At 34.4% G+C, this 12,606-nt stretch carries 12 protein-coding genes; 7 read left to right on the top strand and 5 right to left on the bottom strand.

Annotated elements, in window-relative coordinates; all coding sequences use genetic code 11:
- Nucleotides 1–81 precede the first annotated feature (81 nt).
- From hsdR to CDOMF_RS02255, 3 genes are read left to right on the top strand one after another with little or no spacing between them, the layout of a single operon-like run.
- Nucleotides 82–2,367 (top strand): EcoAI/FtnUII family type I restriction enzme subunit R, encoded by a 2,286-nt coding sequence (gene hsdR, locus CDOMF_RS02245; RefSeq protein WP_260952263.1) that lies wholly within the window; start codon nt 82–84, stop codon nt 2,365–2,367.
- Nucleotides 2,368–2,375: 8 nt separating this feature from the next.
- Nucleotides 2,376–3,845, top strand: a complete 1,470-nt coding sequence (locus CDOMF_RS02250; RefSeq protein ID WP_260952264.1) for a class I SAM-dependent DNA methyltransferase — start codon at nt 2,376–2,378, stop codon at nt 3,843–3,845.
- 1 nt (nt 3,846) lies between these two features.
- Nucleotides 3,847–5,418, top strand: coding sequence for a restriction endonuclease subunit S (locus CDOMF_RS02255; RefSeq protein WP_260952265.1), 1,572 nt, complete (start codon nt 3,847–3,849; stop codon nt 5,416–5,418).
- A 16-nt stretch (nt 5,419–5,434) separates the two neighbouring features.
- Here CDOMF_RS02255 and CDOMF_RS02260 read toward each other — a convergent pair whose 3' ends face one another.
- Entirely contained in the window at nt 5,435–6,238 is an 804-nt protein-coding gene (locus CDOMF_RS02260; protein WP_260952266.1) for a tyrosine-type recombinase/integrase, read from the bottom strand.
- Nucleotides 6,239–6,268: 30 nt separating this feature from the next.
- Nucleotides 6,269–7,657: a restriction endonuclease subunit S gene (locus CDOMF_RS02265; RefSeq protein ID WP_260952267.1), complete on the bottom strand. Its 1,389-nt coding sequence runs from the start codon at nt 7,655–7,657 to the stop codon at nt 6,269–6,271.
- Nucleotides 7,658–7,765: 108 nt separating this feature from the next.
- On the opposite strand from CDOMF_RS02265, the gene CDOMF_RS02270 reads away from it, so the two are divergent.
- The 3 genes from CDOMF_RS02270 to CDOMF_RS02280 are packed head-to-tail and all read left to right on the top strand — an operon-like array spanning nt 7,766 to nt 8,319.
- Nucleotides 7,766–8,029, top strand: a complete 264-nt coding sequence (locus CDOMF_RS02270; RefSeq protein WP_169754966.1) for a type II toxin-antitoxin system prevent-host-death family antitoxin — start codon at nt 7,766–7,768, stop codon at nt 8,027–8,029.
- Entirely contained in the window at nt 8,010–8,162 is a 153-nt protein-coding gene (locus CDOMF_RS02275) for a hypothetical protein (protein WP_260952268.1), read from the top strand. The genes CDOMF_RS02270 and CDOMF_RS02275 overlap by 20 nt, the downstream gene beginning before the upstream one ends.
- Nucleotides 8,134–8,319, top strand: a complete 186-nt coding sequence (locus CDOMF_RS02280; RefSeq protein ID WP_260952269.1) for a type II toxin-antitoxin system RelE/ParE family toxin — start codon at nt 8,134–8,136, stop codon at nt 8,317–8,319. The genes CDOMF_RS02275 and CDOMF_RS02280 overlap by 29 nt, the downstream gene beginning before the upstream one ends.
- A gap of 770 nt (nt 8,320–9,089) precedes the next feature.
- Here CDOMF_RS02280 and CDOMF_RS02285 read toward each other — a convergent pair.
- The 3 genes from CDOMF_RS02285 to CDOMF_RS02295 all read right to left on the bottom strand — a co-directional run bounded on the left by CDOMF_RS02285 (nt 9,090) and on the right by CDOMF_RS02295 (nt 10,942).
- Nucleotides 9,090–9,362 (bottom strand): helix-turn-helix domain-containing protein, encoded by a 273-nt coding sequence (locus CDOMF_RS02285; protein WP_260952270.1) that lies wholly within the window; start codon nt 9,360–9,362, stop codon nt 9,090–9,092.
- Nucleotides 9,349–9,525, bottom strand: a complete 177-nt coding sequence (locus CDOMF_RS02290; RefSeq protein ID WP_336296823.1) for a type II toxin-antitoxin system RelE/ParE family toxin — start codon at nt 9,523–9,525, stop codon at nt 9,349–9,351. Before CDOMF_RS02290 ends, CDOMF_RS02285 begins: the two co-directional genes overlap by 14 nt.
- Before the next feature lie 259 nt (nt 9,526–9,784).
- Nucleotides 9,785–10,942: a tyrosine-type recombinase/integrase gene (locus CDOMF_RS02295; protein WP_260952271.1), complete on the bottom strand. Its 1,158-nt coding sequence runs from the start codon at nt 10,940–10,942 to the stop codon at nt 9,785–9,787.
- Nucleotides 10,943–12,211: 1,269 nt separating this feature from the next.
- Between CDOMF_RS02295 and CDOMF_RS02300 the strand changes: the two genes are divergently transcribed.
- Nucleotides 12,212–12,604: a helix-turn-helix domain-containing protein gene (locus CDOMF_RS02300; protein WP_260952272.1), complete on the top strand. Its 393-nt coding sequence runs from the start codon at nt 12,212–12,214 to the stop codon at nt 12,602–12,604.
- Nucleotides 12,605–12,606: the final 2 nt, after the last annotated feature.

The raw sequence follows: 12,606 nt of genomic DNA on the forward strand, positions 1-12,606 counted from the left end.
TGACTAAATTTTTGGATATAATCTCGTATTTTCTAAACTTCTCATAATTTTTATTATAGGGAAGTTTTTAAAGGTAGCAAAATGACCGAAGAAGACGTAAAGCTAAAATTTATAACACCCGCCATCGAACAAGCCGGCTGGGACAAGATGAGTCAAATTTCTATGGAGTATCAAATAACCGATGGCAGAATAAATTTGATAAACAACGTCGCAAAAAGGGATAAGGTCGGTATTAAAAAAGCCGATTATGTCCTAAGTTATCAGTTAAATTTGCCGCTTGCCATCGTAGAAGCGAAAGATGATAGTCACGGTGTTAGGCACGGATTGGAACAAGCCAAAATATACGCACAAATGCTTGATGCTCCATTTGCATATAGCTCAAATGGCAGTGGCTTTATAGAATTTGATTTTTTGTCCGGCTCTCAGCGTGAGTTAGCTCTAAATGAATTTCCAACTCCATATGAGCTTTGGCAACGATTTTTGGAATATAAACATTTTTCATCAAGAGCTTTTAAAATCATACAGGAGCCATATTTTTATGACCAAGGTGCCAAAAAGCCAAGATATTATCAGCAAGTAGCCATAAATAGAGCCATTGAAGCCGTTGCTAACGGCAAAAAGCGATTGATGCTAGTTATGGCGACAGGTACTGGTAAAACCTATGTAGCTTTTCAGATTATTCATAGGCTATATCGCGCTGGCGCAAAAAAGAAAATTTTATTTTTAGCAGACAGAAATATCTTGGTTGATCAAAGTGAAGCCGGCGATTTTAAACCATTTAGCAACAAAATGACCAAGATAAAAGACAAACTACTTGATAGTTCGTATGAAATTTATCTATCGCTTTATCAACAGCTAGTAGATGAAGACGGTAATGAGCCGTTTCGTGAATTTAGCCCAGATTTTTTTGATTTAATCATTATAGATGAGTGCCACCGAGGATCTGCTAAAGAGGACTCACAATGGCGCAAAATTTTAGACTATTTTAAATCAGCTACCCATATCGGTCTTACGGCCACGCCTAAAGAGGATAATGAAATATCAAATAGTTCATATTTTGGGGAGCCTATCTATACTTATAGCCTAAAACAAGGTATAAATGACGGCTTCTTAGCCCCGTTTAAAGTTATCCGTGTTGGTATTGATGTGGACTTAATGGAGTATAGGCCGCCAGAAGGCATGCTTGATGATTACGGCAATGAGATACTAGATAAAATTTACAACATAAAAGATTACGATAGAAATTTGGTTTTAACTAATAGAACAAAGCTTGTGGCTAGTCGCATAAGTGAATTTTTAAAAAGCACCGACCGCATGGCTAAAACTATAGTCTTTTGCGTAGATATAGAGCACGCACAAAGGATGTGTGAAGCATTAAGAAACGAAAATAGCGATTTAGTAAGACAAACCCCCAACTATATCGCCCAAATTACCGGCGACGTACTGAACGTAAATACTATGGTAGAGAGATTTTCAAGACCGGATGAGATATATCCTGTTATAGCCGTTACGTCAAAGCTTTTAACAACTGGGGTTGATTGCAAAACCTGCAAAGTTATTGCAATAGATAGCTGCATAAACTCCATAACCGAATTTAAGCAAATCATAGGCCGCGGTACGAGGCTTAGGGAGGATTTTGGCAAGACGCATTTTACGATTTTGGATTTTAGGGGCGTTAGTCGTCTTTTTGCGGATCCTAAATTTGATGGAGAGCCGATAAAAGAAGACGATTTGCCGGCAAAAGCAAATTTTACAGAAGAAAAACCGCCAAAGCCAAAAGAAGATAAAGAAAAAAGCGGTGAAAGAAAAATCGTGATCAATGGCACTGAAGTCAAAGTATTAGACGAGTTAGAGCAAATTTACGATCAAAACGGTAACCTCATCGCTAGCGACTTTAAAGATTTTTCAAGGCAAAACATCTTAGCTAAGTTTAAAAGCCTTGAAAATTTCATAACAAGCTGGGACGCGCAAAGCAAAAAACAAGCTATTGTCAATGAGTTAAAAGATCACGGCGTATTATTAGATGAGCTAAAGATAAAGCCTGAGTTTGTAAATTTAGATGAGTTTGATCTGATCTGTCATATAGCTTATAACAAACCGCCACGCACCAGAAAAGAGCGTGCAGACGGCGTCAAAAAGCGAGACTTTTTGAGCAAATACTCCGATAAAGCAAGAGGGGTTTTATTAAAACTTATTGATAAATATGCAGATAACGGCATAAATGACTTAGAAAATATAAATGTGTTAAAAAATGATCCGTTTAGAGATATGGGTGGGATGCTAGAAATAGTAAATGATTTTTTTGGTGGAAAAGAGAAGTATTTTGAAGCCATAAAAGAACTTGAAAAAGAAATTTATGCAGCATAAGGACAAATATGAGCTTAGGAAATTTTATAAAAAGACTACAAGACATTATGAGAAATGATGCAGGTATCAACGGAGATGCCCAAAGAATAGAACAAATAACGTGGATATTGTTTTTAAAAATTTACGATGCAAAAGAGAGCGAATGGGAGATCGATGACGATAACTATCGCTCTATTATGCCAACAAATTTGCGCTACTCCAGCTGGGCGATAGATAACAAAGACGGCAAGGCATTAACCGGCGACGAACTTTTAAATTTTGTAAATAACGAGCTTTTCGTAACTCTAAAAAATATCACCATCACCCCACAGACCACTACTCGCCAAGCCATCGTAAAAAAGGCATTTGAGGACAATAATAACTACATGAAAGACGGAGTTTTGCTTCGTCAAGTGATAAACGTGATAAACGAGCTAAATTTTGAAAATTTTAAAGAGAGACACGCGTTTGGCGAAATTTATGAAACGATATTAAAAAGCTTGCAAAGCGCTGGAAACGCCGGAGAGTTTTATACGCCGCGCGCCGTGACCGACTTTATGGCTAAGATGATTAGGCCTAAAATTGGAGAAAAAGTTGCGGATTTTGCTTGCGGAACCGGCGGATTTTTAACATCGGCACTTAAAGAACTAGACTTGCAGATACAAACTGCAGACGAGAGAGAAATTTATAAAGATAGCGTCTATGGTATTGAGAAAAAGGCGTTACCGTTTTTGCTAAGCGCGACAAATTTATTATTGCACGACATTGACAATCCGCAAATTTACCACGATAATGCACTAGAAAAGGATATTAGAGACTACACGCCAGAGGATAAATTTGATGTGATTTTGATGAATCCACCATACGGAGGCAGTGAAAAAGATAACATAAAAAGTAACTTTCCTATTGAGCTTAGAAGCTCAGAGACTGCGGATTTATTTATGAACGTCATAATGGCTAGGCTAAAATTTAAGGGTCGTGCAGCTGTTGTCTTGCCGGATGGATTTTTATTTGGTACCGACAATGCAAAGGTGGCTATAAAAACTAAACTCTTAAACGAATTTAACCTACACACTATCGTACGTTTGCCGCATTCAGTCTTTGCGCCATATACTTCAATTACGACAAATATTTTATTTTTTAACGCTAGTGAGCCGACAAGCAAAATTTGGTTTTACCGCCTGGATATGCCTGAAGGACAAAAAAATTTCAGCAAGACAAAGCCGATGAAGTTCGAGCATTTTACGCCCGTGATATCATGGTGGGATAATCGCGAAGAGATCAACATTGATGGCTTTGATAAGTCAAAATGCTTTACTATAAACGAGATAAAAGAGCGAAATTACAATCTTGATCTTTGCGGTTTTCCAAGTGAGAGCGAAGAGGTAAAAGACCCGTTTGTGCTAATAGCCGAATATCAAAAACATAGAGCGGAGCTAAATGCCAGCATCGATGATACGATCTCTAAAATTTTAGAGATATTAAATCAAAAGGCGTAAGATGACGGCACAACAGCTAAAAAACTCCATCTTAATTTTAGCAATCAGCGGTAAATTAGTACCGCAAGATCCGCATGACGAACCGGCATCTAAGCTAGTAGAGCAAATTCGAAAGGAAAAGGATAGGCTTATAAAAGAGAAAAAGATCAAGCCGTCAAAATTTGATAGCATTATCTTCAAAGGTGAAGATAATTTACATTATGAGAAGATAGGCAGAGAAACTCGCTGCATCGAAGATGAAATTCCGTTTGAGATACCGAGTAGCTGGACATGGGCGAGATTGAGGGAAGTTGTTTTAAGTAATATTGGTGGCGGAACTCCATCAAAAAGCAATCCTAACTATTGGAATGGAAATATCAGTTGGGCTAGTGTTAAAGATTTAGCCATGGATAGTTTGAATTTAAAAAACACATTTGATAAAATTTCAGAGCTAGGACTTCGCAATTCAACGTCAAACCTTATTCCGAGTGGAACTATTATTATATGCGCCAGAATGGGTCTTGGCAAAATAGTTATTTCCGACATAGATGTTGCTATAAACCAAGATTTAAGAGCATTGATATTTTCAAATTTCATTTTTAAAAAGTATTTTGTTTATTTCTATAAAACGTTAAAATTCAATGGACAAGGATTGACTGTTAAAGGTATTACATTAGATGAAATTTACAATATCTTAATCCCCCTCCCGCCACTGCAAGAGCAAAAACGTATAGTAGATAAGCTTGAAGAGATATTGCCGCTTGTTGAAAAGTATAAAGAAGATAAAGAAAAGCTAGACGAGTTAAATTTAAACTTTCCGTTAAAACTTAAAAAATCCATACTTGACTATGCTATCAAAGGTAAGCTCGTAGAACAAAATTTAGAAGATGAAAGCGTAGAAATACTGCTTCAAAAGATAAGAGAAGAAAAGCAAAGACTAATTAAAGACAAAAAGCTAAAAGCCGATAAATTCCCTCAATCTACTATTTTTATAGGTGAAGATAATTCCCCTTATGAGAAGATAGGCAGAGAAACTCGTTGCATCGCAGATGAAATTCCGTTTGAGATACCGAAGAATTGGGCGTGGGTGAGGCTGGGGGAAGTTTGCGATATTATCAATGGCTTTACACCACTGCGATCAAATGCGGATTTTTGGCAAAATGGAGATATTCCTTGGTTTACAATTGATGATATGAGAGAATGTGGTAAGCAAATATCATCAACTAGACAATTTATCTCACAAAAAGCTATTGGAGAAAATTCTAAACGTTTGCTTCCACCAAATTCTATTCTACTATGCTGTACGGCTTCGATTGGAGAATACGCCATAACAAAAATTCCACTTACTACCAATCAGCAATTTAATGGCATTGTTATAAAAACCAAATATAAAATTTTTTGTAATGCTAAATTTCTCTTTTGGGTGATGCCGACATTAAAAAGTACACTTTTAAATTTAGCAGGCAAAACTACATTTGAATTTGTTTCTGTTCAAAAAGTTTCTCAAATTTTAATTCCCCTTCCGCCACTACCCGAACAAAAACGTATAGTCGCAAAGATAGAAGAGCTTTTAAAATTCGTAGACATTTTGTGAAGTAGCCTAAAGTAGGCTACCAGTCTATCACGCTATCTATTAGCTCACGTTGCTCGGCGGCCGTTCTGCGTAGATAAATTCGCGTAGTTTGGATGCTAGTATGCCCCATCAAGTCAGCCAAGAACGCGATGTCGTTGCAACTAGCTAAGAAATTTTTAGCAAAAAGATGACGAAAAGAATGCGGATAAATAACCGACTGATCAAGTCCGTAGATCCTAGCAAATTTCTTAAGTTCACTAGCTATTCCACGCGGCGTAATGGGTTTGCTAAATCTGTTTAAAAATATAAAGCCGCTTTCTATGCCGCTCTCATCGAGCCACTTTTTTGCCGAGACTTGCAAAGATTTGGGAATATAAATTCGTCGCATTTTTGCACCCTTTGAGTATATGTCAAAGTAGCCAATCACAACATGCTCAGCTTTAAATTTAACTAGTTCGCTTACACGCACGCCAGTAGCCGCCAAAAACCGCACGACAAAATACCATTTTTTGTGCCCATTTTTTAGCAGGCAAGACTTAAAGTACTCATAGTCTGCCTTGCTGATAATGTTTTGCAAAAAACTTTTTTGTTGAACTTTGACAAAACTTAACTGTAGCTTGGGCTTTTTTATGCTTTGAAGGTAGCAGTTAATCGCGCGAAGTCTTAAATTTACTGTCTTTGGGCTGTTGTTTTCTATGAGGTAGAGCTTGTAAGCTTGCAAATTTTGTCGCGAAATATCATCATAGCGACTTAAATACTGCTTTAGAGCAAATATGTAGGCAAAAATAGTATTTTGCGACAAATTTTGGTTCGTTAGATAAGTTTTAAACTGATTTATCATAGTAAAGTCTCCTTTACTATGATTATAAATTCAAGATTTTAAAAGCGGTAATAACGATTCTATTTTTTTGACTATTTGCTTTTGCTCGGACAGGGGCGGAAGGGCTATAATTATGGTTTTAACGGCATTTAAACTAACACCAGAGATAATACCCGATATCTTTTGCGTAAAACTATCTAGGAAAATTTGACTTTGCAAATAATAAAATATAAATTTTGAATTTACCAGTAATGGATTAAAGCAACATAGTTTATTGCCAAAACACACATCGTAATTAAGATAACCTATCTTTTTACCGGCACTTCCACCTTCTACGCAAAGCAAAACGCTATCTTTTGGAGCGACCTTGAATTTACTTTCGTTAAAAGGAATTTTTACGCTATTTTCATAATTTATCACGCCATCAAAGCCGACATCTTTTGTAGCTATGTAGTGTCTACCATCTTTTAAATTCGTATATTTTGCCAATTTTTGAGCTTGATTTATACTATCGCCAGTATAAATCAAACCAACTTCCCCCAGCCTCACCCACGCCCAATTCTTCGGTATCTCAAACGGAATTTCATCTGCGATGCAACGAGTTTCTCTGCCTATCTTCTCATAAGGGGAATTATCTTCACCTATAAAAATAGTAGATTGAGGGAATTTATCGGCTTTTAGCTTTTTGTCTTTAATTAGTCTTTGCTTTTCTTCTCTTATCTTTTGAAGCAGTATTTCTACGCTTTCATCTTCTAAATTTTGTTCTACGAGCTTACCTTTGATAGCATAGTCAAGTATGGATTTTTTAAGTTTTAACGGAAAGTTTAAATTTAACTCGTCTAGCTTTTCTTTATCTTCTTTATACTTTTCAACAAGCGGCAATATCTCTTCAAGCTTATCTACTATACGTTTTTGCTCTTGCAGTGGCGGGAGGGGGATTAAGATATTGTAAATTTCATCTAATGTAATACCTTTAACAGTCAATCCTTGTCCATTGAATTTTAACGTTTTATAGAAATAAACAAAATACTTTTTAAAAATGAAATTTGAAAATATCAATGCTCTTAAATCTTGGTTTATAGCAACATCTATGTCGGAAATAACTATTTTGCCAAGACCCATTCTGGCGCATATAATAATAGTTCCACTCGGAATAAGGTTTGACGTTGAATTGCGAAGTCCTAGCTCTGAAATTTTATCAAATGTGTTTTTTAAATTCAAACTATCCATGGCTAAATCTTTAACACTAGCCCAACTGATATTTCCATTCCAATAGTTAGGATTGCTTTTTGATGGAGTTCCGCCACCAATATTACTTAAAACAACTTCCCTCAATCTCGCCCATGTCCAGCTACTCGGTATCTCAAACGGAATTTCATCTTCGATGCAGCGAGTTTCTCTGCCTATCTTCTCATAATGTAAATTATCCAGGCTTGACAATTTTGGATCAAACCTTGTTTTTAATTGTATTAAAAGATTTAATCTCTTATCCATTAAAACAATATAGTTATAATTATGCTATAATAATGCTAATTTAAAGGAGAACTGATGCCTCAAATAGTACCTATAAGAGATTTAAGAAATACGAATGAAATTTCCCAACTTTGTCACGCCAAAGACGAGCCGATATTCGTTACCAAAAACGGATATGGCGATCTGGTCGTAATGAGTATGAAAACCTATGAGTCTTTAACTAAGATATCAGATATTGATAACGCTATATCGTCGTCTGAAGCTAAGATTAAAGATGAAGGATCTCTGCTGGATGCCAAAGATGCCCTAAAATCGCTTCGTGGAAAGTATTTTGAGTAGTTATAGGGTTAAAATTTCGCCTCAGGCTTACGAAGAGCTAGATGGTATATATAAATATATAGCTACAAATTTATCTAATCCTACCGCCGCATTTAGTAAACGAGATGGAGACCGCTATACTAAGCTTAGATGAGATGCCTTATAGGGGAGCTACTAGAAAAGTGGGTATATATGCAAATGCTGGCTATAGGCAGCTTTTCATAGAAAACTATACTATAGTCTATAGGATAGATGAAGGCAAGAAGCTCGTGATTATAGTTACGGTTAGATATACGCCTAGTGTTTTGTAACAAAGAAGCATCTGTAAGACAAAAAACTCATATAAACTGATTAATTTTATAAAATAAACCAACCGCATATAAGCTTTTAACTCCCATCCGTTAAAAGCTTCCTATTAAAAAACTTAGACGTTTTATCGACAAAAAATCATTTTCGAGCGATAAAGTTTCGTCTAAGTTTTCATATTTTTCTTTTGCCCGGTCAAAGAAAAATATCGGCCGTCTGCCAAGACCTTACAGCAAACTCATTTGAGTTTGCTAAGTAAGTATTAACATATTGTCCTATGTGGGGGTTATTTGTTCTTAATATTCTGATAAATGGTATCAAGCTCTAATACTATATGATGGAATTATAAGCGATTGTTTTTTATTAAGTTAAAGTAAATTTTGGTTTATAGGGAAATTGACTTTTATTTTTTATTTGATATTTTAGCACAAATTTTCAAAATTAAGATATTGCTAGTTTTCTTATAGTATAAATAAAGATTAAAGTAGAGATTGTTTTTGAGCAAGAAATAAGAATCAAAAAAAGAGTATTTTGTGCAGAGTTAATATTATTTGATAAAACAAGCATCGCTATAATATAGCCGTATTCATTTTTGTAGTCGTATTAAAAATCTCGATTTTTCGTGTTAAAATTAAAATATATTTATACCCTAACGATCTTATTTCTTTCCAAATTATTAACGGTCGTATTTGCAAAAAGCCCCGATTTTAGAATCAACAAAGCTTAATATTTTCTTCTGTATTGACTTGAGTGTTTGCTAGATAGTTAATCTTGCTCACACTATCGCTACTCTTTTGCCGCAAGCTTTTATGTAGTTAAAGAATGTTTTGTATTTTATATTATACGCTCCGCTTTCTATTCTGGCTACAGCTGATTGGGTTATGCCCATCCTTTTAGCTACTTCGCTTTGAGTTAGTCCGGCTTTGTTTCTAGCGTCTATTAAAGCTTCTATGGCTTTATATTCGTCCTCCAGCGCATCGTATTGCGCTTTAAATTCCGGATTTTTTAGCTCCTCTTTTAAAACTTCTCTAAAATTAACGGTTCCCATCTTTAAACTCCTTTAATCTTTGTTCTGCCAAATTTAATATACTTTTAGGCGTCTTTTGTGTTTTTTTAACAAAAGTTAGTAGGATTATTATTCTTTTACCGATTTCATAACAATATATGCTTCTAGCTATTCCTTCTATTCCTTCATCAGACTTTATACGTATCTCAAATAGTCCGTCCTTTAGGCTTTGGTGTACGGCTCCCCCATAGTATTGCCTCTGGCCTCTAGAAGCTCGAACATTTTATAGCCTCTTTGTCTGAGCCCAGTCGGCAATCCCAAGAACTCATCTTTTATGGCTTCGTTAGCAAACTCTACGCTCCACATCGCAACCCTTTTTCGTATAACTAAACTATATTATACCATATATGATATAAAATGCGGTTTATTTCATGCGCCGATTTGATTGGCGTCTTAATGTTAAATTACTCATACAACATCTCCACCATCTCTCTTCCACTATCTGGCATTAGTTTCGCGTATCTTAGAGTATGATTGATATCCGAGTGGTTCATTAGCTTTTTTATCGTTAGTATCGGAGTGCCTTTTATAGCAAGATGCGAAGCGAACGTATGCCTAAGGGTATGAATAACTACTCTATTGGTTGCGTCGCTTATATCTAAATTTTGATTAAAAAGCTTATTTAAAAGTGGTTGTAAAACATTTTGAATAGTGGCTTTGGGTTTATTTACTAAAAAGTCGTTAGGAGATATGGTGGTATAAATTTGATTTATCATTTCTAATGCTCTTTTGCTTAAAAATCCAGTATATGTGCTCTTTGTTTTAAAATCGCTAATAGTAACTGACTTAGTCGAAAGTGACAAATCCTTTTTCTTAATATTTAAAACCCCTTCTAATCTAGCACCTGTACAAAGCGCAAGTTCAACGAACAGCTCTAAGGCAAAATCTTCTTTGGCTGCTACTTCTTTACGTAAAAGCTCTATCTCTATAAGCTCTAAAAATCTCTCTCGTTTATTGTTTGGTTTTTTTAGCTCTATCTTGTATGGGCTAATGTGACTTATGAGATCATTCTTTATGGCATGGTTAAAAATCGTCCTAGCGATACCCATTATAGCGTTTATCCTAGATTGTGACAGTTTGCGTTTAGTTTTAGGAGATACCATCTGCGAAATATCCTTATGATGCTCGTTTATCATTTCAGGAGTGATCTGAGTCGTAGCTAGACTGCCTAATTTATCCTTGTGGTAAATCTCATAATCTCGTCTTTGCTCTTTTATGTTTGTAGCGTTATCAGGTTCTTTTTCTAGCTTGTAGTTAAAAAAGGCATCTGCGATCTCATCAAATTTAAGCGAGTTTTTGTTGTTTTTGGCTACTATTTTTTTAGATATGCTATCGGGAAGCTCTCCGTTTCTTTGTTTGGCGTCGAATTCTTTCTTTTTGTTATACGCGTAGGTTATATTTACGCCTTCGGATTTCGATCCGATTTTGACGTTTGCCTTTTTACCCTCAAGTGTAACTCTCATATAAAAAACCACGTCGCCGTTAGCTAGATTATTAAAGAAAATTCCGGGGTATTTATTTACCCCGAACGACAAGTTGTAATTTTTAAGTTTTCCTGCCATAATATCCCCTAAATTTGTTCCCTATTTGTTCCCAAAATTTGTAAAAATGCATGATATTCTAGTGTAACTTAGAATATGCTTAAGCTATTAAATAGCGTATTTTAGGGATTTATAGAGTATTTTGGGGTATTTAAGAATTATATATTTTTGAATCCAGCATCCGGAGCCATTTCCTTTTGGTTCTATTTTTTTCTTTATTTTTCCGTTTTATTCTTTTTCTTTCCAAAAAGTTCTTAAAAAGCCTTAAATACGAGCTCATAATCAACTATTTTTCTTTGATTTTTGATCTATTTTTGCTTAAATTTTTCTTATTTTTTCCTTAAATTTCTTATTGATTCTATTCTATTCCGAAAAAAAGTGTGTCGAATTTGTGTCGCTACGCTTTATACTCTTAGCGACACACTTTTATATTAAATCTATTATAAGACAGTTGTATTGATATCTATTGTTTAAATAAAACTATTGTTTACTTTTTAGTTGCTGGTTCTAATCCAGTGAATGGATTTTAAAATTTAGTTATGGTTCTTTAGATTTATTAGTGTTTGAACATATTTCTTTATAATAGTTAATATTAAGCGTCAATAAATATTATATGCTATTCTTGATCTGAAGTATTAAGTATTTTGTTAAGCTAAATAAAGTTTTTATTTTTGCTCAATTATTGATAGTCTATAGATATAAAAAATACAGCCATTTCTATTTATTCTATATTGAGACTAGAAGCCCTAAGCAGAGACAAGTGAGATAACAATACATTAACACTTTTTAAATTATATTATATTTACGATTGACATACATTGTACAACTAAATATAATTTCTTAATCTTATACATCCAAGACTTATCTTAAATAAGTTCAATATCTTTATTGAAGCTGCACACAAAAGATTAACTTGGTTTTGCTAGTTTTTCTAATTGAAAATATAGCCTTTAAGGATACAAGCCATCCAACAAATCACTACTTAAACAAATAAATCAAACTCTTACTCTATGGATTTAATATACTCAGATCCAATATACTCAACTCAACTCTCGTTAAAATATAGACTTATATTGTGTAGTATTTTAAGTTTTATAATGTTTTTGATTCAATATCTATAGTTAGGATTCTTATGAATAGATTTTAAAGCTTAAGAACCTAAAGATACTGATCTGTCTGCATGTTTTATTTATAAAATATTTTGATTTTTGATTAGCATAAGAACATATTAAATATGGTATAATGTTATGTGTTATATAACACATAACAAGGAGTCAAGAGTTGTATATATTGGCTAGTAATATAAAAAATTTAAAGATTCAACTAGGAGATCTTATAAAAGAAATTCGCAAAAATAAAAATATGAGTCAAAGAGAACTTGCGAGAAAAATCAATTTGTCAAATTCCAATCTAAAATATATAGAAGATGGAGTCAATGCTCCTACTCCGGAAGTGTATAGAAGATTAGTCGAGATTATTTCGCCTTCTGACGAAGAACTGAAATTATTAGACAAGCTCTATTCAGATGTTAGGGGGGCTCCACCGTTGGAAGTATGTAATTTTTTGATAAAGAATTCCGATTTATATAGTGTAATTAGAAACAACAATTTCAAATTGAGTAAAGATCAGATTGCCAAAATATCATCGATTATTTCAAAAGAAGATAAGATAAAGGAGTTATAGAA

It is taken from the genome of Campylobacter sp. RM16187 (genome assembly GCF_025319965.1).
GTDB lineage: Bacteria > Campylobacterota > Campylobacteria > Campylobacterales > Campylobacteraceae > Campylobacter_A.